Raw genomic sequence first — 21,626 nt, forward strand, 5'->3', positions numbered from 1 at the left:
ACGGATATTCTGGCATCTAACGGGATCTGATGGCCATACTGACTGGCCATTCTTGGATTACATCATTGACTGCATTGATACGCAGCAGTTGGCTAACAAGACGGTTGAAAACCGCGCCTACACACTGGTGAAGTGGTATCGATACTTAGCCGAACGGAGACTTGAACTGTGGCAAGCCTCGGATAACTTGATCAAACAGTTCCGCGATGGGCTGATGGCACGTGATGCGATCAATAGCAGTGGCGACCAGCAGGCCCGGCGGCGCACAGTCAACCTTGACTTGCGCAACGTTTACTTGTTCTACGCTTGGTTACAGCGGGATTACGTGTATGGCAACGGCCGTCGTCTACTCGGTCGCACAGCTTGCCAGATTACAAGCACGTTGGTGGATGAAAGATCCGAAAAGATAGCTTCACCACGTAAGCGCTATCCGTTGACCTTCCGCAATGCCGGAGAACGTAGCAAGCACAGGATGGGCTTTGTACCAGGTGAAGCCGATCGCGCCGCGCTCACCGAGTACTTCTACGATACCTGCCCGCCAGATCAGGCGCGTCGGAACTGCCTTCTTTTTGGGCTGGCGTGGGCCGTCGGATGGCGACGGGGATCGATCCTCAGCCTGACCACAGGTGACTTCGATCCCGCACGCAATCGGCCTGACACGGACCTACAGATAGCACCATCGGCACAGAAATTTGGCTACAGCAATAGTTTCAGTGTGCCCGCTGGCGCTGCATTGCAGGTGCTTGATTACATCGACAACGAAAGACGCGCGATCATCCAACGTACGGATAGTGTGAGTCGCGCTGTATTTCTCAACGAGAGGACCGGGAATCCACTCACCGCTGGCGCTGTATCCACGATGTTTAGCAAGGCCCGCATTGCGCTTGCTTGGCCCAGGGGAGCTGGGCTTCACGCTTGGCGACGCGGATTCACCAACGCCTATCTGGAGCGCGAGTTGGACGCCCGCATTGAACTGGGCTTAGACACAGGAGGCGATGCAATCGCGATGTCAATCGCAAGTGCACTTGGCCAAGAAAGCCTTGGCAGCCAAGCTGCTTACGTACGAGATGTACAGCGACGTATACGCGGAACTGCGACCTTTAGGGACAAGGAGGAACACGTCCGCCTATCCGATGAGAATGCTCACCTCCGCGGCCAGATCGCTTCTCTACGTGAGGCCCTAGCGAAGCGAGGTGTTGGCAATGACCGTGCATGAGATGTTTGCGGATTTCTTTTTCGCAAGCCGATCCTTGCTTGTGCACCGCGACGTGGCTGTCCGCCGGAAGAGCATCGAAGCATGGGGGGTCTACGTTCAGTTGTCATTTCCATTGATTGCCGAGGTCGGACGTTCATTGTTGAGAATGAATGCAGGCGGACGCCAAGACCCCAATCACAACTTATTGATTCGTCTGGGAGTCGCTGCAGTTGAGTCAGAGTGATCGTTCACGCCTAACGAACCTTCTGCCGCCTCGGTGTCACTTGCAAGCTACTGGAACAGGTAACCCAGTCCAACCGGCCCCACTGCGAACTACGGGCTCAAGCATTCGCCTAACCAGTAGGCGCGCGAGATAGACAGAGACACGCCAAAGGAGCAATGTGTGCGCAAGCATCTTTCGCAGAGACAGGGGATGAAGCCGACAATCTTGGCGCTGGACCTTGAAGGAACGCTCATCTCCAATGCAATCAGTCAGATTCCCAGGCCCGGACTCTGCCGGTTCCTGGAGGACGTCCGAACGCGATTTGATCGATTGATGATCTTCACCACTGTTCCCGAAGAGCGATTTCGGACCATCGCCACACTTCTGGCTCGAGATGGCAGTGCCCCTGACTGGTTTGCATCACTCCAGTACATCAACTGGTCGGGGAAGACAAAGGACCTACGACTCATTTCGCCACATCTAGGTCAAGCGCTGTTACTCGATGATTACGGCCCCTATGTGCATCCTGGCCAAGAGCATCTATGGGTGAAAATTCCTTTGTTTGGATCTCCCTATCCAGCAGAAGACGACGGCCTCAGCCTCGCAATGGAACGCCTGCTTGGATGCCTCAATGATGGCGACGAACTCTCTATCACCTAGTAGCTGGCGAGTAAGGAGCCAACTAGCTGCGAGTTTTTTATGAACCCTGAGCCTGATCCATGCCGCTAAAGCAATCGCATTAAGCCGATATCTAAGAGTGTCACGAGTCACGATCAACGCGACTAGCTCATGCCGTTACAGCAACCCTTGGGGTACTTTCCGGCGACACATAGCTCTGATCCAGTCGACTGGCCACAGTGCCGCGCACCATCTTCCATGCGCGGCCGAACTGCACAGTGGCGTCGGGACCAGCCACACTTTTCGGAAGTGAATAGGCCAACCTAGGCAGGCTCAGATCAGCGATCTTTGGCAGCTTGCAGTGTCTCGATTCGTTTAAACAGCTGCTGTTACGCGACCTTCATGCCTTCGTCCTCCAGCGGATAAGGAGATCCGAACAGCGGTATCTCCACCCAGAACTTCTCCTGCCCGGGGTGGACGTAGGGGCCATGGTCATCCAGTAATAGCGCCTCGCCAAGGCGAGCAGACACAAAGCTAAGATCCTTGGTCTTGCCGGACCATTTCACATATCGAAGCTGCGCGAACCAGGCCGGAGCACTGCCCTCGCTGACCAGCAGGGCGGCGATGCTGCGCATCCGGTCCTCAGGAACGGTGGTAAACATCACCAGCTCCCCAAATCGCGATCGCGCATCCTCAAGAAATCCATAGAGGCCAGCCCGTGGGATCTGGCTGATGGCGTTAAAGATGAGTGTTCCTTCCAGGTCCAATGCCAGGATAGAGGGCTTCATGTCTGGCCCCTCAAAGGTCGCGTCCACTTACATTGCCCCTCCCCAAGGGCTTGTCGATCACTTAAGCCTTCTGACAAGGATCAGCCCGCCGTGCTTCGGTGTCGTACGCTGGCTCGGACCTGGTAGGGACAGCACCTGAATTACCCCAATTGAAGTTCAAGATAGTCCCGGACCGCCTGCAAGCTACCAGCAGCCCCGCTGCACAATGGCCTGACGGCCGGGTCACCACCGAACAATGGCGCAGAGTTGGCGCGATGGATCCAGGTATCGGCTTGAGCCGCATCAGGGAACAGGGTGTGCAAGGCCCTGTAGATCGAAAGGATGTACCCGATCCGCAAAAGGACCGAATCATCAACCATTCCTTCCACGGACTCATCTAACCGAGGCAGGTCGGGCACCCCAAGGATCTGGCGTTGCTCATTGTCAGACAGCCGCCACGCCTGCGAGATCCGTATGAAAGTCCGAACCGCGGCACCTTTCACGTCTTCGATTTGGCCAACCGATGGTTGAGGCATGGTCCAAAAACCTCCTTGTGGTCTGGTCCGAGAATACTCTCAAAATCCGACCTTATCCGGCACAGGTCCCGGCCAGGCCATGACAGGCCATTTGGTCACGATGGCATCCCAAAGCAGAGGCGCAGGACTCCACCCAAAAGAAGAAGGCGTGCCGGGTACGGCACGCCCTTCCGTTACATCTGTCGAGTTATTAGGGACTCGGGCGGTGCGTCCTTAGGACTCACCGGAGTTGGTGCCCGGCGTGCGCGCGGACCACATGCTGGCGGCGGCATTTACCGGTTCCTGGTATTCCAGAACAGCCTGCGCCAGTTCGTCAGGAGATTGGGCGGACAAGATCCGTTCCTCCAAGCCCTGCATGCCAGACTGAAGATCATCGATCTCGCTGTCAATTGGACCGCGCAAGGGATGAGCATCGTTCATCGCACCCTGCAGAGCCTTCAGGTTCGTCCACGCGTGGCTCTTTGTGACTTCCAGTTGGTCCGGGATGTCAGAGCACTGTGCCCAGCTCATGAACGCGTGCTTACGATCAACGCTGAGCCCGGATGCTGCACTGAAGGTCGTCACACCAAAATTGGTGATGAGATCTAACGTGCTGGGCGTGTCGGTATTTGCTTCATTCCTTTCCATTTCTCTAATCACTGGTGAAAGTACTCGCGACAGTCCCCTTGGACGGCAGGTCGAGGCTGGCAGTGCCGGCAACTCAGTTTTAGCACGATCACCTGTCACTGCAAGCTACGAGCTAATTTTTTACCGGCGAGAATCAAGAACTTAGATTTGCTGCGACTGAAACAGCTTAAATGGTGGGTCGGAAGTCGCACATTCGTTCATACTTCCGACCCCGTTCTGGCCCCCCCCATAGAACCGTCAGTCGCCCCTCCCATCACGACGACCTAGCCGGCTCGTCACCTGGCCAGGTCGACGGCGGCGTCGAAGCACCTCAGCGCCATCCTCGCTCGCTTCTCAGGTCTTCATAGTCCACCTACTCGAAGAGTAGGCGCTTCGCAGCTGTTCCTCGGTTCTCTTGATGCCTACTTCTTTCAGCACCATGAGCATGGGCTGTCGGTGAGGTCGATTCGGCACCCCGGTGTCGCCGGCGAGATTGACCGCGCGATGCTGGCCAATGTCGTACGGTTCATCCTGACCGCGTAACTGCTGCTCTCCAATCGTCGGCAAGATGCCCCTTCGGCCGCTCGCGTCTAGAGCGGGGTCCACCCGAGCTGTTGCTCGATGTCCCGCCTGTAGGGTGTCGCGATCTGCAAAGGCGTGCGGCGGATGTACTCCTCTGCCCGCTCCCGCACCTCACCGTTGAGATCACTGAGGTAGGTCAGCACCTCGTCCGCACTGGCAATCAGGTTATCTTCGCCATTGAACTTGGGCGGCAAGGCCGTCCATAGAACTACGTCGATCTCACGGGCCGCAGCCCATTGCTGCAACCCAGGGATGCCGGCCGGATCGGCTGATCCGGAAAGCCAGACGCCAACATGGCGATCAAGGTTGCGAGGCAGAATTTTCTCACGAGCACGCAGGCTGTCTTTGGCCTGCAGGACATCCTCTCCACCGTCGTAGACGGTCCAGAACGATGGGAGCGCAGATGTGTTCGGGCTTAGAACCAGGGTAAGGCGTCCGTTGCCTGACTGCCGCAGGTACTCCACCTGCACGGGCGGCCCATCTTCCCGCCAGCCCCCGACCATCGATAGATCACGAGGCTGCCACACCAGAGAACCCCATCCCAGGTACACGATCATGCCCAGCTCCCCTCTCAGTCGGTGTTACGCAGGCCCCTCGCGAGGCGGATCAGCCATTAGGTCCTGGACATCCGCATCGAGTTCCGTCGACCTCCCATCCTGACGAAGGAGGTGTCGCCACAGAGCCAATGATGGTTGGCGCTCAGGCGCTGGATACACCAGCGCCTGGCGACCTGTGAGTACCACAACCTGGCTCAAGACGGATTGGCCTCCAAGCACGCTGCTTGCGGTGGATGGTTGCCGATGCCTGTCCTGACCCAAAACGTTTAGGGATCAGGAGCTACTTATCACAGAACTGCGCCCTCAGTACTTGACGCGATAATTTGAGGCCGGCTCCCGTTTCCCAGGCATGATCCGTCCCCGCAGACGTTCGTCACCTCCCCGCCGGAGCAACCAACGGCGTACCACTGCTGCGGCTTACGGCTTCCAGCCTAAAATTTTTGGGCGGTGGCGTACCGCTGCGGACATCACACACTCCGTGTCAATTGCATTGGGCACCGGTGCGGGGTTACGGGCTTGCCAGCTGAAGAGCATGGAGAGAAGCCGGCATTTGCCTAAATGAAATGGCGCTCGGTCTTTGGGTCGGGTGATTTGACTCTTTCTCAAAACCCTAAGAGTATCTGGGCTACTCCATGGAGGGAGTTTCCTTCAGGAGTGATATTGCTGGCGATGTCCACCAATGGCTCGCCAGGACATATTAACTGCCAAGGAGGGGGCCATGGCGGCTCGATTCGACACGCATCCGCAATATGTTCCGATCATCAAGTGGCAGAAATTCGAGCAGCGCGCATTGTCCGAGCTGGTTGCTCCAGTGGTGGGGCGAACCCTGCCGTGCATCGAGGTTCGCTTGCCTGGGCAGCACGCATCCATGCTCGAATCCTATGCTGATGTATGGAAGCAGCCAGCGCTGATTGATTACTCCAATCCGGATGGCGACCTCAATGCCAGCCGCATCAAGGAACTCAACGAGTTCTTAAAGGTGGTAGGCGGCTCAGGCAAGCTGGTCACGCCGGTCCTCAACCCCGCCACCGCGGCAAAGGACTTCCCGGCCATTGGGCCATCCCTGGGCAACAGGAAGATAGCCCTTCGTCTGCGCCTCCCTGAGCCAGGCGATGCGCCAGGCGCAATCCTGATTGTTAAGGCCGCCCTTGAAGTCCCCGGACTACGACAACGGGTGGAGCGACTCATCGTCGACTTGGGCCAGACGCCGGCGATCTCTGCTGCAAACCGACCGGTGCTAGCGGCTTCCCTGCAGGCGCTGAAGGGCCAGGGCTTCAAGCACGTGCACCTTGCGTCGGGTTCCTTCCCTGTATCGCTGGCTCACATCAATGGTGCTGGCGAGGTAAAGCGCAAGGACTGGGAGCTATGGACGCAGATCAATGCGTTGGCACCGGACACGCTCATTGGCTTCGCCGACTATGGACCGCTCAACCCCAACTGGTCCGAAGAGACGCTCAAGCGGCGAGGCAATCGGGTCATCATTCGCTACGCCCTGAATGACAAGTGGCGCATCATACGCGGTCAGAACGCCACCAAGGCCGAGTCGATCGCCATCTCCAAGGTCATGACCACGGTGTATGCCAACGAATTCTTGGGAGCCCCGTTCTCATTCGGCGATCGCCTGATTGCAGATCGGGTCGATCCAGCCGTTCCGCTGAAGAACAAAGCCGGCGGCCATCTGCACATCTCTGAGTTCTGGACACATCACATCAGCTATGTGCTGAAAAAACAGTATTAGTGGAGCGCCACTGCGCTGTTCGCCCGCACGAGCAGCGCAGTGCGAATGTGTGCCTTGATCTCCTCCAGACTCAGCGTCTCGGTGATGTGCTGCTGGATCAGGTACAGGCTCTTGCTCTTCCAGCCTCTCAATTGCCCTTCCAAGCGCAGTACCTCCAATGCCTCCTCCTTGTTCAGGATGGAAGCGAGGGATGCGGCCTTGTGCCGGACATTCAAGCCCGCCTCGCGCAAGCACTGGAAGGTACCCGTCTCAGCGTCGACCACCATTGCACCCCACCAAGGCGGCAACAGGTCCATAGCCTTGGCCACGTGGCAGGGGGCCATGACCAAGGTGACCCGATCGAAGACCCAGCCGTAACGAGAGCCTTGATTGATCAGCCGGGACAGGCTATCGGCCTCGCTCTTGATCTCAAAGCAATGCATATCCTCAACCAGCACCAGATCGGCCCGCACCTCCCCACCGTGCAGCCGCAGCTCTTCCAGCAGCGAGATCGCTTGGACAGCAGATTGCCTCGCCAGATGGCCGGCCAAAGCCTGTTTGATCTGTAGCTCTCTCATGGGAACCAAGGCGGAGGGGTGTACAGCGGGAGGATATCATAGTTATGCTTATATGCACTTCACAATATCTATTTGCATGAAACGTCTGAAGCAGCCGCACCGCCTGGCTCTGGAGTTGCGTGGAAGGTTTGAGGCAGACGGGCTCACCACCAGTTCTGCGATTGCCCGCGCTGCGAGCATTGGCCAGCCTCAGGTCTACCGGAATTTGTTCGGTGGGCCCAAGCGCGTTACTCGGACATTGAAGCATCTATGCAAATATGCAGGCATTGATGCATACGAGGGCACCAGTGATCCCGGGGAGTCCAAGGTGTTGATGGATGCTCTGTCGGCTGTATGGGATGGAACCGACGGGCACGCTCATCGCCTGGCGAAGCTTCTTTTTGCCCACCAGCGGGCCCACATGTAAGAATTGGCCTAGGCCCAACGGAGGCCAAGGATGAACAAGAACACGCCAACGGTGACGGTCAAGAGCGCATATCACGCGCTCGGCGCGGCCGGCTACCCTAAGAGTTTTGTATCTCGCCTTTTACCGGACTGGTGGGACAACGCACTTTTCAAGACAAGCAGCGGGGCTATCGAGTTTGCCTCGATACTCAAGCAACGGCTTGGCTTGGATGTCCGATTTGGTGACAGCGGTGAGCTTGAAGTGCTCGCCTCAAATCGCCCTGCCCGTTACAAAAAGAGATCTGCCACGCTGGTGAGCGAGCTGCAGGTCTGCTCGAGCCTGGGCATGGCCCTGGGCAAGCTTGCGCTGTATTGCACTGATGGCACCGCCGACCCGCTCCCGGCAGACCCCAAGGAGCTGTCCAAGAGGGTGCGCACCTCGACCGGGGCTGCGGCAATAGGATTCGGGTCGTTGCTGGATTTCTGCTGGCAGCACGGTATCCCCGTGCTGTTCTTGAAGGAGCTCCCCCGCGGCAGCAAACGCATTACCGGTATGGCCATGCGGATTGAAGACAGGCCGGTGATCGTCCTAGGCTTCCAGTCTGGCCAGAATGCAAAGCAGCTGTTCGTGCTAGCCCACGAACTGGCCCATATCTGCCTTGGCCACGTCGCCGGTACCGGCGTGCTGATCGATGAGGGAATGGACGCCATCACGGAGGCTATCGAGCGTGAGGCGGATCAGCATGGCGACGCAGAGGAGCGCCAGGCCGATCAGTTTGCACTGGCCATGCTACGCAACGGGCGACTTACCCTTCCCCTCGATAACCACGGCACGATGTCGGCTGCCCAGCTGGTAAACATGGCCATGAGTCTCGGCGACAGCCTCAGTGTCGACCCAGGACACATCATCTTGAGCTACGCACGCGATCATGATGACTGGCTGTTGGCTAATCAGGCCCTTGGCTACTTCCCAGACCAGGCCAACGCAAAGGAACTGCTCAAGGATCGCTTCCTGGCCAACTGCGATGTTGACAGGCTCACGGACGACAATCGCGCCTACCTGCTCAGCATGCAAGGATTCTGATGAGCGCCAAGCACTACCTCTTGGACAGTGACGCCGCCAAAGCGCTTTGTCAGTACGGCCTCCTTCAGGACATGGCCACCGCCCTGCGGGTCGAGCTTCGGGACTTTTCGATCCTGGCCCAGCTGCGGTTCCAGCTGCACGCAGCCAATCCCGCCAAGGCGCTTGCCAAACTGGGGAGCGCGCTGGCGGTTGAGCAGCTCAACCTACTCGTAGCGCAGGCGAGCGAGGTCGTGGTTCTGGTTGAATCGGCGAACTACGCCCTGCTGGATGGCACACCGGACATAGATGGCGGAGAGCTGGCCCTGTTTGCCGCGCTCTGTGAGGACAGTAGCGCCGGCCTGATCACCGGCGACAAGCGATCGCTCGTTGCGCTGTGCAAGGTCGGCGGGACGGTGGAAGGAAGTTTCAGCTGGGCTCAGATCCTCTGCCTGGAGGACGCCATCGCAATCATCATCGGCCACTTCGGGTTGGCCTATGTATCGGCCAAGGTAAGATCCCGTCCGGACGTCAACAGCGCCCTGTCCAGCATCTTCGGAAGGTCCGTGGCGGCTGACGAACAAGCCATCTCTGATGGGCTATTAAGCTACCTAAATGACCTGCATCACAGGACCGCAGGAAAGTATCAATCTCCTTACGTGGCCGCGGTTTCCCGGTAGCAACCCGTCTTCCTGCATTCTGCGAAGGCGCTTAGGGATGTAGTGACCTTCCCTACAGCAGCAGCAGTGCATTGTCGCTTTTTATAAATTCTGTACGTCATGTCCTATGGCCGCGTCAGCCGATGCGCTGCTACGATTCGCGTAGGGCTGGACTGCCGAGGGCAACACCTCGGCCTGGAACAGCGTTGTCTTCGGCAAAGTGTGCACAGGGGGTGCCATGGCTTTGGTGAACTGCCGCGAATGTGGCAAGCAAATCAGTGATCAGGCTTCGGCTTGTCCGAATTGTGGATTCCCGATGTCCGCAGGAGTCAACCCGACTCCTGGCATCCCAACTCCAACACCGCTGGGCCCGTCTTCAGATCTGAACCGAGCCGCGCCAGCAGCGCCTGTTGCGACCTCCATTCCGGCACCGCGCCCAGCACCGAAGAAGTCGGGCTGTGGAACATTCGTTATGCTTGGACTCGTCGGCCTTCTCGTCCTGTTGGTCTTGGGCTACGGCATGGGGCCCGAGACGAAAGTAGCCACTCCATCGGCAAGCCGCGGCACTGCCAGCCAGAGCGGGGCAGCCTCCGGTCACGCATCGGACCAGAGCGCTGCGAAGGCAACAACGGTCGAGGTGTCTGCGCCCGAACTTCTGGCTGCCGCAAAGGACCAGGCCCGGCCAACTTCCGAACGCTTGGCGAACCTCACGCTGATCCTCAAGAATCATGCCGGCTCGGCCCAAGCCAAGGAGGCTGATGCAATGCGGCCGAAGCTGGAGGCTCAACTCCACGCCGAGCTTAACCCGATAGGCCTGCAGTGGTCCTATTCCACCCAGCAGGATGACATGTCGGGAAAACCCGTCCGCACGGCACGGGTAACCAGCACCAACAGCTTCAACTTTGACTTCCCCTACTCAGGCCGGCAGAAGGCAGAGCTCACGATCAGGCGTCACCCTCGATGGGGCAACGATGTAATGGTCAGCATCGAGAAGGGGCAGATCCTGTGCCATAGCTTCAGCTCCTGCCCCGTGCGTATCCGATTCGACGATGAGTCCGCCAAAACCTTCACCGGAACTGAGCCATCCGACAACAGCAGCGAGATGGTCTTCATCCCGGGATACAAGACCCTCACGAGTAAGCTGGGTAAAGCCAAGCGCCTCCGAGTGGAGTTCAATGTGTATCAGCAAGGCTCGGTCATGGCCGAATTTGACGTCAGCGGATTTGACGCAAAACGCATGACTCAGTAGCAGACTCTAACGGGAAACGAGGTGGTGGGTACATCGCGGTACGTAGCCTAGCCGGAGCCAGTACCGCTCCAGCGAGGATTCAAATCCGGCCATCTCACCGCCGCCCAAAGTTTGGAATATGTGCTTACCTCGTCCGCTCAGAGGAGAGCTAGAGCTAATTTTCAAGCCGATTTCGACCGATTCTGTGGAAGTTTCCGCTTCTTCGTACGTTGCTTCAGCCTCCATTGACTCCATTCCGTTGTCGACCCCTCAGCTATGAAGGTTACCAGGAGCCGCTTGAGTAAGGGCGAGAACTTCACCTCAGAATCGCGCAGAAGATTTGTCCAATACCGGCCCACAAGGAACGAAAGCAGACCCATGGATGCAACAGATGTCGCAAACCAAGATCGGCTAGTAACGCTGACGTTTGTTAGCACGCCCTTCCGGTACATGTATGCTGCAAACACGAGGGCGCTGCACTCAACAAAAACTACTAGCGCTGTGGGCATTGCCCGAGCTCTGTAGTACGCGGCAGACGTTAGCGTCTCCCCAAATGACAATCCAATCAAAAGAAGAACAGAGCTCAGCAATATTGGATCGAACGCTGCGGCTCCGGAAAGAGTGAGACCGATCGGGAACAGTACGAAAGGGACCAACTCAGAGCAAAGACTGGGGTAGGCCTTACTGAAGCCTCTCCATCTCTTCAGTCCGAACAAGAACATGTCTTGCAGGATTGCGGCAACCGATGCTATCGCCGCGCTCGTAAGTGCTAAGGACACCGGTATCCAGAACATATCTTCGTCCGGCCCTGGTGCGAACGGCACCATGGCTGCAGCGCCCCAAATTGCTGCGCCCATGAACGCAGCAAGCGGAAGAGCCGAGAGCTTCAACATGCTCATGAGCCGCTCAGCGCCCACAGCCAAGAAGTTGGCCGCACCACGTTTGCACTGACCTTTCCGAGATCATGGCTGCTCCTCACCATTAGCAGGGGGCGAGTGCACAGGTGCCGATACTGATATCAGCCGATAACCAAAGCGCGGCAACGTTTGGATCATTTTCTCATCAAACGGGCCGTCAAGAGCTCGGCGAAGGCTGGACATCTGTGAACGCAGAAGGTCGTCGTCAGGAGGGTTATCGCCCCAAAGCCGGCTCTCCAGTTGCTGCCTGGTGACAGCGGCAGGACTTGCCCGCATCAGCGCCTCAAGGAGCTTCCGGCAAGCTGGATAAAGATGCAGTCGCCTTCCAGCCCTTGTAGCTTCCAATGTCCTAAGATCTAACGTCAGATCTCCAACCACCAGTTGTCTCCTTGTCACCCGCCCTTCTGTGCGAGTGACCAAGGCCTCCAGTCGAACCTCAAGCTCGGTGAGATCAAAAGGTTTGGTTACATAGTCGTCGACACCAGAGCGGAACGCGGTGATCTTGTCCGAAAGGTCGTCCTTCGCGGTCAGCATCAAAACCGGCACTGGAACACCGTGGTCAAGCCGCATCCTTTTAAGAACCTCCAGTCCTTCCATGCGAGGAAGCAACCAGTCAAGCACGACTGCGTCGTATAGATTGGTAGCCGCCAGATGTAGGCCCGCCAGACCATCGGCCACTACATCAAGCTGATGACCACGGGACTCGAAGTAGTCCAGAATTTGCGCTGCGTCCTTGAGGTCGCGCTCAATCAATAGAATGCGCATGTCAGGATTGGCGGTAGCCGAGGAGTCTCAGCGCATTGAACACGACCAACAGAGTCGATCCCTCATGCACTGCTACAGCAGGACCAATCCCAAGACCCATGACTGTCGCAGGCACCAACACCGCCACTACGCCCAGGCTCACGTAAACGTTCTGGCGGATCACACTTCGGGTGCGTCGACTAAGCGCCACTGAGAACGCTACCTGCCTCAAGTCTTCGGACATGAGTGCTACGTCGGCCGTCTCCAGAGCAACGTCCGAGGACGCGGCGCCCATCGCGATGCCGACGCTCGCACTCGCCATCGCAGGCGCGTCGTTCACACCATCACCAACCATCGCCACTCGCTCCGTATCCTTGAGCTGGCGGATGGCCTTCACCTTGTCATCGGGCATTAGATTGCCCCAAGCATCGTCTAGGCCCACGTCCGTTGCCACGGCCTGTGCCACTGTCTGATGGTCGCCGGAAATCATGATCATCCGCTGGATGCCCAAGCTTCGCAGCTTGTCCAATGCTTCTCGTGCTTCTGGGCGCGGCGTATCCATAAGGCCAATGACACCGATATCACGGTCACCTAGGCGAACTGCCATCGTGGTTCGTCCAACGTTGCGAAGCTCGTCGATGGCCGACTGCGCCTCCGCAGTCAGGGTGCTGATGCCGCCGGTGCCGAACATCTCTGCCTTTCCGATCCAGACGTTTAGGCCATTCACCCTCGCCTGAACCCCGCTTCCAGTGAAGTTAGCGAGATCCGTGGCTACTGGCACGGGAACCTCTCCCAAGCGAGCGTTGCCATCTCGAACAATGGCTGCCGCCAGTGGGTGATCACTCAAGGCCTCTACGGCGACCGCAACCTGCAGCAGTTCCTGCTCTGTAGAGCCTTGCATCACCTTAATGTCGGTGATTCGCGGCTTTCCCTCGGTGAGGGTTCCAGTCTTGTCAAACGCGATGGCGCGAACCATTCCCAGTTCTTCTAGCGGGGCGCCACCCTTGATGAGCACTCCGCCCCGGGCCGCTCTAGCAATACCGGCCAGAACGGCACTTGGTGTGGCAATAGCCAGTGCGCACGGGCTTGCCGCGACCAGTACTGCCATCGCTCGATAGAAGCTATCTCGGAATGGCTCGTCGATCACTACCCACGAGAAAAGCAACAGCACTGCCAGAATCAGAACTGCCGGAACGAATACTCTTTCGAATTTGTCGGTGAAGCGTTGAGTTGGCGACTTTCTGGTCTCGGCCTCACTCACCATCTTGACGACGCGGGCCAAGGCCGACTCCCCTGATCGGCGGGTCACCTCAACTTCCATTGCGCCGGAGCCGTTAATGGTGCCGGCGAAGACGCGGGACTGCATCTCAACGGAGTCCGGACGCACCCGCGCCAGCGCACGATCACCTACCGGCAGCTTATCTACCGGGATGCTCTCACCGGTTACAGGCGCTTGATCAACGCTGCTGGTTCCTTTAACAACGAATCCGTCCGCCGGCATCCGATCATTGGGACGAACAACCACCACGTCTCCAGGTATCAGCGACTCAACCTGGACTTCAGTGACCTTCCCGTCTTTGACAACCCTGGCTGTCTCCGGGGCCAACTTGGCAAGCGCCTCAATCGCTCTCTTTGCGCGGCCCATCGCATAGTGTTCGAGCGCGTGGCCGAGGCTGAAGAGGAACAGAAGCAGTGCGCCCTCTGCCCATGCGCCCAGCGCAGCAGCACCTGCCGCCGCAACAAGCATCAACGTGTCGATCTCAAAGCGCTTTAGCTTGATGTTCTCAATAGCTTCGCGGAGCGTGAACCAACCTCCGAACAGGTAGGCAGCCACGTAAAGAGAAGTAGGGACCCAGTCGTTTGCGAGCAAGCCGAGCTTTTCAAGTGCAAAGCCAATCAGGAGGAGCAGGCCACATGCGAGTGAGAACAGTAGCTCACTGTTGGCACCAAGGATTCCACCATGGGAATGAGCATGGTCCTGCCCATCCTTATGATTGTGACCTTCGTGCTGACCTTGCGCGCCTTGGTCGGGGGCGGGGCCGCTCCTTCCCACTCCAAAATCCTCGAGCTTCGCCCTCAGATCAGCTTCTCCTGTCTGGGTCCGGTCGTACTCGATGTTCACCCTTCCAGCAGGGCTGGTGGTCGCTTCAACGACACCGGGTATAGCTTGTAGCTGCCCCGCGATCGTCCTTGCCTTGCGGGCATGCACGGACGAGTCCATCTCCAAGGACAGATGGCCGTATCGCTCACCCAGGCCAATCCCCATAGACGACGCTAGTTCGCGCACGCGCTGAAGTGAGATCAGCTCGGGGTCATAGTGAATGCATAGGGCCTCCGGAGCTCCTGCGCTTACCCCGCGCAGATGCACGCGTGATATACCGGCCATTTCCTCCAGCTCATCGGCCAGTCTCTGTACGCAGTGGTCCTCTTGAGGTACGCCGGGGAGTACGACCGGCAGTTCGACTTCTGTGGTCATGTTCACGTATTGCCTCCAACGTCAAGAGATTGGATCGGGAGGCCCGGCAGGCAGATGCGCTGCCGGGCCCAAACACTCATTCAATCAGTGGGCGGTCTCCGGCTCCACCTTAGGATCTGACTTGGCCAGTCGCCCCGCGAAGGTCGGCAAGACAAGCAGCGTCAAGACCGTTGCAGTCAACAAGCCACCAATGACCACCGTAGCCAGAGGCTTCTGCACTTCGGCACCCGAACCACTCGCAATAGCCATCGGAATGAAGCCGACGATGGCGACCAACGCGGTGGTCACCACGGCCCGAATTCGGCTGCCGGCGCCATTCATCGCAGCAATCAGAGGGCTATCGCCGGCGTCCAGGCGCTCTCGAATAGCCTGCATGAGCACCAGACCATTCAGCGTTGCCACGCCAGAAACCGCAATGAATCCGACTGCAGCAGACACCGAGAACGGCATGCCACGAACGAGCAAAGCGAGAATGCCGCCGACCAGTGCTAGCGGAACGCAGCTGAACACGAGGCCCGCTTCCTTTGCACTGCCCAGTGCCATGAACAACAGGCTACCGATCAGCAGGAACACGATCGGCACGACGGTCAAGAGTCGCTTTTCCGCCCGCTGGAGGTTCTCGAACTGCCCGCCCCAAGTCATGTGTGCACCCGGGGGCAACTGAACATCCTTCACTGCAGCTTGGGCTTCACCTACGAACCCGCCCAAGTCACGGCCGCGTACATTGGCCTGAACCACTACACGCCGGCTACCGTTGTTCCGGCTGATCTGATTAGGTCCCTCGCTGATGTCGATGCGTGCAACAGATGAGAGGGGCACAATCCCGCCGGTGGGAGTTGCAATTGGCAGTGATGCAAGCTGATCGGGATCATTGCGGGCATCGTCTCCGAGGCGAACGACGACATCGAAACGACGATCCCCCTCAAAGATCTTGCCGGCCGCCGCGCCGCCGATGCCCGTTGCAAGGGCGTCGCTAACATCTGCAGCCGTCAGACCGTACTGTGCTGCTGCAAGGTGGTCGATCGCTACATTGAGCGTGGGCAGACCAGAGATCTGTTCCACACGAACATCCGCAGCGCCCTCCACGTTCCTCAGCTTCAGCGCAACCTGATCGGCAACAGCCTGAAGCTGCTCGAAGTTGTCGCCGTAGATCATGACAGCCAAATCCGTACGCACACCCGAGATCAACTCGTTGAAGCGCAGTTCGATGGGCTGACTGAACTCGAAGCTGTTACCTATCTGCGAGGCTGCGATCTTCTCAAACCTGGCGATTAGATCCTCCTTGCTCAAGGAAGAGTCAGGCCAATCCTTGCGCGGTTTGAGCACGATCACGCTGTCAGAGATGTTGGTTGGCATTGGATCGATAGCAGCTTCGGCAGTACCTGTTCTTGAGAAGACGGTCACTACCTCAGGCTCAGCCGCGATGGACCTCTCCAGCGCCAGTTGCATAGCCAGCGATTGCTCCAAGGACGTCGAGGGAACGCGAAGCGCCTGCATGGCAAGGTTTCCCTCATCAAGCGTTGGCATGAACTCCCGACCCAGCATCGTGAAGCCGACCACGCCCATCACAAGCATCATCAGAGCGCCAGCAAGCACAGCCTTGGGCCTACGAATGGCACCTTGGATTGCTGGCTCAATGCGCCTTCTCAGGACGCGGATGATTGCAGTCTCGTGCTCTTCATTGTCGTGAGAATCCTTGCCGTCCTTGTTCGCATGAGGCTTTGGATCTCTCACAAGGAGCGCAGCCATTGCAGGCACGAAGGTAAAGGAGAAGATAAATGCGCCAATCAGGGCGAGCATGAAAGTAGCTGCCATCGGTTGGAACGTCTTACCTTCAACGCCCTCCAAGGTGAGGATCGGTGCGAACACCAGCAGAATAATCATCTGCCCGAACGCCGCAGGACGCGCCATCTTCTTGGCTGAATCTGCCGCCACGCGGAGCCGTTCCATGGCATTCAGAGGCCGGCCAAGTTCTGCTCGGCGTTTGCCCAGCATCAGCAGGGTGGACTCGATCACGATCACCGCACCATCTACAAGAATGCCGAAATCCAGGGCGCCCAAGCTCATCAGGTTGCCGCTGATACCAAACTTGTTCATGCCGATAACGGCAAACAGGAACGAGAGCGGAATCACCAGCGCGGTAATGGCTGCTGCACGGAAGTTTCCCAGTAGCAGGAAGAGAACCACAACTACCAGCAGAGCACCTTCAGTCAGGTTCTTGGCGACCGTCTTGACGGTCGAGTTGACCAGCACGCTTCGGTCAAGCACCGGTTCTGCAAAGATATCGGCCGGCAGAGATTCGTTGACCTGCGCCAGACGCTCAGCGGCCGCCTGTGCCACGGTGCGGCTATTACCTCCGGCGATCATCAGAGCAGTGCCAAGCACGGCCTCATGTCCGTTACGGCTAGCCGCGCCCAGCCGCGGGGCACGACCCAGACCGACCTCTGCTACATCGGCTACGCGAATAACCACGCCGTCCTTGGTCGCTACCGGGGATTGGGCCAAGTCGTCGGTCGTCAACGCAAGGCCGTCGGCCCGTACTACCAGGCCCTCACCTGCACGTTGAACGAAGCCCGCACCTGCTTGAACGTTGGAACGCTCCAATGCCTGTACGAGATCGGCCAAGCCAAGTCGGTATGCCGCCAGCCGTGCGCTGTCGGGGTAGATACCGTATTCCTTGACGTAGCCACCTACCGTATCAACCCCCGCCAAGCCCGGGCTTGAGCGCATCTGGGGCGCGATAATCCAATCTTGGACGGTACGCAGATACGTTGCGCGCTCCTGCGCGGTAGCAAGGCGATCGCCTTCCGGGGTCAGGTAGACCTCGCCCTCGTGCCAACCGGCTTGGCCAGGTTTGGCCAGCTTCTTGGGGTCGAATGGCCTGAAGTCCACTGTCCACATCAGTACCTCACCCAAACCCGTAGTAACGGGCGAAAGCATGGGTGAGACATTGTCAGGCAGGTCCCCGGCCGCTTCCCGCATGCGCTCAGCGACCTGCTGGCGTGCGAAGTAGATGTCAGTCTTGTCGGTGAAGATTGCAGTGACCTGGGAGAAGCCATTGCGCGATAGCGAACGGGTGGTGTTCAGCCCCGGGATGCCAGCCAAGGCCGTCTCCAAGGGGTACGTAACCTGACGCTCGATTTGCTCAGGGGTCAGGGCTGGGGCGATGGTATTGATCTGGACCTGGCGGTTGGTGATATCTGGTACGGCATCGACTGGTAGCTTGCTTAGTTGGAACAAGCCAAAGCAGGCAATCAATGCGGCCAGAAACACCATGAGCCAGCGGAACCTGACCGCTGCTTCGATGATGATGTTGAACATGGTGAATGAGTTCCCTTAGTGGCCGTGTTCGGCTTCGCCCTTGGCCAGTTCGGCTTTGAGCAGGAAGGCGTTGGCGCCTACGACGCGCTCACTGCCCGTCAGACCGTTAAGGATCTCGATTCGATTGCCTGCACGGCGCCCGGCGAGTACCGGCGTTGCTTTGAAGCCGCCCTCGACGGCCACGAAGACAACGCTTCTGCCGTCAACGGTTTGGACCGCGTCAGCAGGCACGCTCATACCTTCGGCGGCACCACCGGCAATGATCAGTGCCGAAACGGGGGAGCCGGCCGGTGGAAGTTTCTCGGAGATTGGCTTGGCACGAATCGTGGCGGTGCCACCCTGCTGCATCACATTCGCAGCCGCAGCAATTACTTCAGCCTCGAAGCTACCTCGGGGGCCCGTGACCTCCAACTTCATCCCTGGCATGGCGACGGTGGCCAGCGCGGGGGGCGCGGTAAACACGAGTTCATTCATGTCGGGATTGGAAACCTCCGCCACCAAGGTTCCAGGCGAGACGACACCACCTGGTGTTACCTGGACGTTGCCTACCAACCCAGCGACCGGACTGGTGATGGTCACCCGGCCGGAACTGTCCGGAGAGCCGCTGGCAGCGACTTGAGCACGGGCAGCACTGGCCGCAGCATCGGCCGCCAAAGAGCGGGCCCGCGAGGCCTCCAGCTCCTGACGCGCCACCACACCTTGGTCCACCAGAGATTTATCGCGGCTGTAGGCCAAGCGAGTAGCTTCTGCCTCTGCCGCCGCCGCAGTAGCTGCGGCCTTGAACGTCGCAGCTTCGCCGCTAACCACAACTACTAGAGGTTGATTGCTTTTGACCGCTGTTCCTGGCGCAACGAGTACGCGCTCAACCCGGCCAGTGACCGTCGAGGCGATCGCTGCGCGCCCCCCGATGGCGGGCTCGACGCGACCTGCAAGCCTAGTTGAAGCGCCACCGCCCCGCCCTACTGCAACCACGCCGATGCCAGATGCCTTGATCTGATCGGACGTCAGCTTGACTAGCCCCTCCTCAGCCTCCTCCTCGCCGTGTTCACCGTCGCCGTCGCCATCATTGTGGGCTTCTGCACCATCAGGCGTGGCCTCATCTGCGTGACCACCCTTCCCTTCTTCTTTGCTGCCCTTACTCTTGGCCTCGGTGCCGGCGGCTTTTTCCGTTTCCTCCGCACCGCCACTGCATGCGGTAAGCCCCCCGGTGAGCAGGAAGGCAGCCACCAGCGTCGCTCCGATGAGCGTCTTGTTTCCGTACTTATTCATTTTGCCTCCACAAACGGTGCGCGCCCTTCAAGGCGAGCGAGGTCGATTTCTGCTGTCACCCGGCTAAGGCGGGCATCTACAGCGCTGCCACGCGCAGCAATCAAAGTTGATCGGGTGCTACGCAGCTCCAATTGCGATATACGACCTGCCTCGAATCCGATGCGGGCCAACCGATAGGCTTCGTCTGCGGCTTGTACGCTCTCATCCGCAGCTCGCGCGCGGCTGTTGGACGCTTTGAGACTCGCTACCGCTCCCAACCGAGCCGCCTCGCTGTCACGCTTCTGACCCTCTAGAACCGCCTCAGCTGCACGTTGCTCGGCATATGCAGCCCGAATCGCCCCGCGGTTGCGGTCAAACAGGGGAATGGAAAGGCTGATGCCAACGTTGTAGGCCTCGTCGCCTGCTTGGCGGAAGCGCGTTTGAGCCACAGATGCGCTCAGTTGTGGCAAAGCGCGCTTACGCTCGACATCGATGAGCCGACCTGACGCCTCCGCTTCGGCTTGGGCGATTCGAACAGCGAGCGGGGCGGCCTCGTTTGCGACCGGGTGAGATGGCACGCGATCCAGAAGGCTTTCACCGATCTCGGTAAGCCGGCCATCCAACAAAGACACCCCGGCTAGCCGCGCTAGAGCCGCGTCCCGGAAGGCCTCGGCCTCATCCAGGCTGGCCTTCGCGTTAGCAACCTCGCTACGCGCCTGGACGCCGCGCAAGTTGGGTTCCCGACCTTCGCTAACCATCGCACCTACGGCTTTCGCGTCTTGTTCAATCAACGCCAAAGCTTCGCTAGCCAACTCATAGCGGCGCAGAGCAGCCTCTGCCTCCGCATACGTGGCTGCCAGACGACCAGCCGCATCGCTGCGCATCAGATCGCCCCGCAGGCCCGCTGCGCCTGCCTCTGCACGCGCAGCGCGCACTCGCGCGCCCCGCTGACCCCAAATTTCGAGCGGCTGGGAAAGCGTCACAATGGTGTCAGCGTTGGAGAAACCCCGATAGGCACCAGTACCGTACGCGTTCTCTGCGTCGATGGAGACCGTCGGATTGGGTACAGCCCGGGCCTGTTGCACCCGAGCCTCTGCGGCCTCGGCCAGCGCGGCACCTTGGACGGACGCAGGCATCTGGTCCAAACGAGAAAGCAACGATTCGTAAGACGGTGCAGTTTGAGCACCTACATCCCCGCCAGGCACCAATGCCAGCAGAACAGCAACAGCCAACCCGGTCGCTGATAGCGACCGACCTGTCAAAATCGACATAAAAACTCCCGTAAATTATCTGAGCGAACTACCCGCTAGCGCGGGGCAGAGCGAGATCAGATACGGGGGGGGCGCATGGGCCCGTCGAGTCGAAGTGCGTAGACATCCCCGTGCTCGGTATTGCGCAGCAAGGTTCGACCATTGGCGAGCAGATCGTCGTGGCCGGCGGCGGGGAGACTAGCGGTTGAGTGGTGGCAATGCCCGTGACCGCAGGAGTCGGCGCCGGATGATTGCTTACTCTTGTCCTTGCCCGATTCCAGGTCTGAGTCACTGCTCAGGGCGTGAACATCTCCCTGGCTAGCCGGTGCTTCCTGCGCACACGCCAACGACTCGGCCACAGGCACGACCACAAATACCGCCAAAAGCAGCAGCATTAGGTACATACGAATGGCAGGAAGGGACCGGCGCATGGTGGGAAGGCTATCAACCTGATTGAGACGGATACAATTACATAGAAGGGTGGAAGCGACCGCTTTTGGCACGATTTAGGCTTCCGTTCAGGTTTGGAGCTAAGGTGGTCAGTCTAGGAGGAGGAATGCCCAGGTCAGTCCGACATTGCAAAGTGCTACGAACACAGCGGCTGAGCCCATGTCTTTGGCACGACCAGCGAGCTCATGGATCTCCGGCCCGTATCGTTCAATAACTGCTTCGATGGCCGAGTTCAGTAGTTCCAACGCAAGCACCAACAGCACACTCCCTACCAAGAGGGCTCGCTCTACCCCTGAGTCGCCTAACCAGACTGCGGCGGGTAGAGCCGCCAGGGCCATGACGACCTCTAGCCTAAAAGAAGACTCATGCAGCCAGGCCGATCGCAGCCCCTGAAGAGACCAGCGCAGCGCTTTCAACACACGGGCGATGCTCCGTGGACGATGACCATACATGTCTGCCATTGTGATGTTTCCTTCTTCTGCCGTTAGGAGGCGCTGCCGGGATCTCCCG

At 58.8% G+C, this 21,626-nt stretch carries 19 protein-coding genes; 8 read left to right on the top strand and 11 right to left on the bottom strand.

The window, feature by feature from the left end; genetic code table 11:
* Positions 1-52 precede the first annotated feature (52 nt).
* The 3 genes from NMB40_RS16855 to NMB40_RS16865 all read left to right on the top strand — a co-directional run bounded on the left by NMB40_RS16855 (position 53) and on the right by NMB40_RS16865 (position 2,078).
* On the top strand, positions 53-1,216 hold the full coding sequence (locus tag NMB40_RS16855) for a site-specific integrase (RefSeq protein ID WP_101116217.1): 1,164 nt from the start codon (positions 53-55) through the stop codon (positions 1,214-1,216).
* Entirely contained in the window at positions 1,203-1,439 is a 237-nt protein-coding gene (locus NMB40_RS16860) for a hypothetical protein (protein WP_146033470.1), read from the top strand. Before NMB40_RS16855 ends, NMB40_RS16860 begins: the two co-directional genes overlap by 14 nt.
* Positions 1,440-1,598: 159 nt before the next feature.
* The gene (locus NMB40_RS16865; RefSeq protein ID WP_232767659.1) at positions 1,599-2,078 is read left to right on the top strand and encodes an NIF family HAD-type phosphatase; all 480 of its coding nucleotides are present in this window, start codon (positions 1,599-1,601) and stop codon (positions 2,076-2,078) included.
* A gap of 347 nt (positions 2,079-2,425) precedes the next feature.
* Here NMB40_RS16865 and NMB40_RS16870 read toward each other — a convergent pair whose 3' ends face one another.
* The 3 genes from NMB40_RS16870 to NMB40_RS16880 form a co-directional block, all read right to left on the bottom strand.
* The gene (locus NMB40_RS16870) at positions 2,426-2,824 is read right to left on the bottom strand and encodes a hypothetical protein (RefSeq protein WP_101099348.1); all 399 of its coding nucleotides are present in this window, start codon (positions 2,822-2,824) and stop codon (positions 2,426-2,428) included.
* Positions 2,825-3,552: 728 nt separating this feature from the next.
* Positions 3,553-3,966, bottom strand: coding sequence for a hypothetical protein (locus tag NMB40_RS16875; RefSeq protein ID WP_101099255.1), 414 nt, complete (start codon positions 3,964-3,966; stop codon positions 3,553-3,555).
* Between the two features lie 569 nt (positions 3,967-4,535).
* The gene (locus tag NMB40_RS16880) at positions 4,536-5,084 is read right to left on the bottom strand and encodes a hypothetical protein (protein ID WP_101116305.1); all 549 of its coding nucleotides are present in this window, start codon (positions 5,082-5,084) and stop codon (positions 4,536-4,538) included.
* Positions 5,085-5,802: 718 nt separating this feature from the next.
* Between NMB40_RS16880 and NMB40_RS16885 the strand changes: the two genes are divergently transcribed.
* The gene (locus NMB40_RS16885) at positions 5,803-6,822 is read left to right on the top strand and encodes a beta family protein (RefSeq protein ID WP_494359173.1); all 1,020 of its coding nucleotides are present in this window, start codon (positions 5,803-5,805) and stop codon (positions 6,820-6,822) included.
* On the opposite strand, the gene NMB40_RS16890 is transcribed toward NMB40_RS16885, so the two are convergent.
* Positions 6,819-7,379 carry a sce7726 family protein gene (locus tag NMB40_RS16890; protein ID WP_101099251.1) on the bottom strand — a complete coding sequence of 187 codons (561 nt, stop codon included), beginning with the start codon at positions 7,377-7,379 and terminating at the stop codon, positions 6,819-6,821. The genes NMB40_RS16885 and NMB40_RS16890 overlap by 4 nt on opposite strands.
* 76 nt (positions 7,380-7,455) lie before the next feature.
* Between NMB40_RS16890 and NMB40_RS16895 the strand changes: the two genes are divergently transcribed.
* The 4 genes from NMB40_RS16895 (at position 7,456) to NMB40_RS16910 (ending at position 10,731) form a co-directional block, all read left to right on the top strand.
* Positions 7,456-7,785: a hypothetical protein gene (locus NMB40_RS16895; RefSeq protein WP_102946302.1), complete on the top strand. Its 330-nt coding sequence runs from the start codon at positions 7,456-7,458 to the stop codon at positions 7,783-7,785.
* Positions 7,786-7,815: 30 nt separating this feature from the next.
* On the top strand, positions 7,816-8,847 hold the full coding sequence (locus NMB40_RS16900; RefSeq protein ID WP_101099249.1) for an ImmA/IrrE family metallo-endopeptidase: 1,032 nt from the start codon (positions 7,816-7,818) through the stop codon (positions 8,845-8,847).
* Positions 8,847-9,503 carry a hypothetical protein gene (locus NMB40_RS16905; RefSeq protein WP_101099248.1) on the top strand — a complete coding sequence of 219 codons (657 nt, stop codon included), beginning with the start codon at positions 8,847-8,849 and terminating at the stop codon, positions 9,501-9,503. The genes NMB40_RS16900 and NMB40_RS16905 overlap by 1 nt, the downstream gene beginning before the upstream one ends.
* A 451-nt stretch (positions 9,504-9,954) precedes the next feature.
* Positions 9,955-10,731, top strand: coding sequence for a hypothetical protein (locus NMB40_RS16910; protein WP_101099247.1), 777 nt, complete (start codon positions 9,955-9,957; stop codon positions 10,729-10,731).
* 161 nt (positions 10,732-10,892) lie between these two features.
* Here NMB40_RS16910 and NMB40_RS16915 read toward each other — a convergent pair whose 3' ends face one another.
* The 7 genes from NMB40_RS16915 to NMB40_RS16945 form a co-directional block, all read right to left on the bottom strand.
* Complete coding sequence (locus tag NMB40_RS16915; RefSeq protein WP_101116303.1) at positions 10,893-11,609, bottom strand: hypothetical protein; 717 nt, start codon at positions 11,607-11,609, stop codon at positions 10,893-10,895.
* 63 nt (positions 11,610-11,672) lie between these two features.
* Positions 11,673-12,392, bottom strand: a complete 720-nt coding sequence (locus NMB40_RS16920; RefSeq protein ID WP_054663593.1) for a response regulator transcription factor — start codon at positions 12,390-12,392, stop codon at positions 11,673-11,675.
* Between the two features lies 1 nt (position 12,393).
* Positions 12,394-14,847 (bottom strand): heavy metal translocating P-type ATPase, encoded by a 2,454-nt coding sequence (locus NMB40_RS16925; protein WP_232767661.1) that lies wholly within the window; start codon positions 14,845-14,847, stop codon positions 12,394-12,396.
* 84 nt (positions 14,848-14,931) lie between these two features.
* Positions 14,932-18,168, bottom strand: a complete 3,237-nt coding sequence (locus NMB40_RS16930) for an efflux RND transporter permease subunit (RefSeq protein WP_101099244.1) — start codon at positions 18,166-18,168, stop codon at positions 14,932-14,934.
* Positions 18,169-18,183: 15 nt separating this feature from the next.
* A complete protein-coding gene (locus NMB40_RS16935) occupies positions 18,184-19,437 on the bottom strand; it encodes an efflux RND transporter periplasmic adaptor subunit (RefSeq protein ID WP_494359174.1) in 1,254 nt (417 codons plus the stop codon).
* The gene (locus NMB40_RS16940) at positions 19,434-20,687 is read right to left on the bottom strand and encodes a TolC family protein (RefSeq protein WP_101099243.1); all 1,254 of its coding nucleotides are present in this window, start codon (positions 20,685-20,687) and stop codon (positions 19,434-19,436) included. The genes NMB40_RS16935 and NMB40_RS16940 overlap by 4 nt, the downstream gene beginning before the upstream one ends.
* Before the next feature lie 518 nt (positions 20,688-21,205).
* Positions 21,206-21,577, bottom strand: a complete 372-nt coding sequence (locus tag NMB40_RS16945) for a diacylglycerol kinase (protein ID WP_101099241.1) — start codon at positions 21,575-21,577, stop codon at positions 21,206-21,208.
* Between the last annotated feature and the right edge of the window lie 49 nt (positions 21,578-21,626).

This window comes from Stenotrophomonas sp. FBCC-B152 (assembly GCF_059134105.1).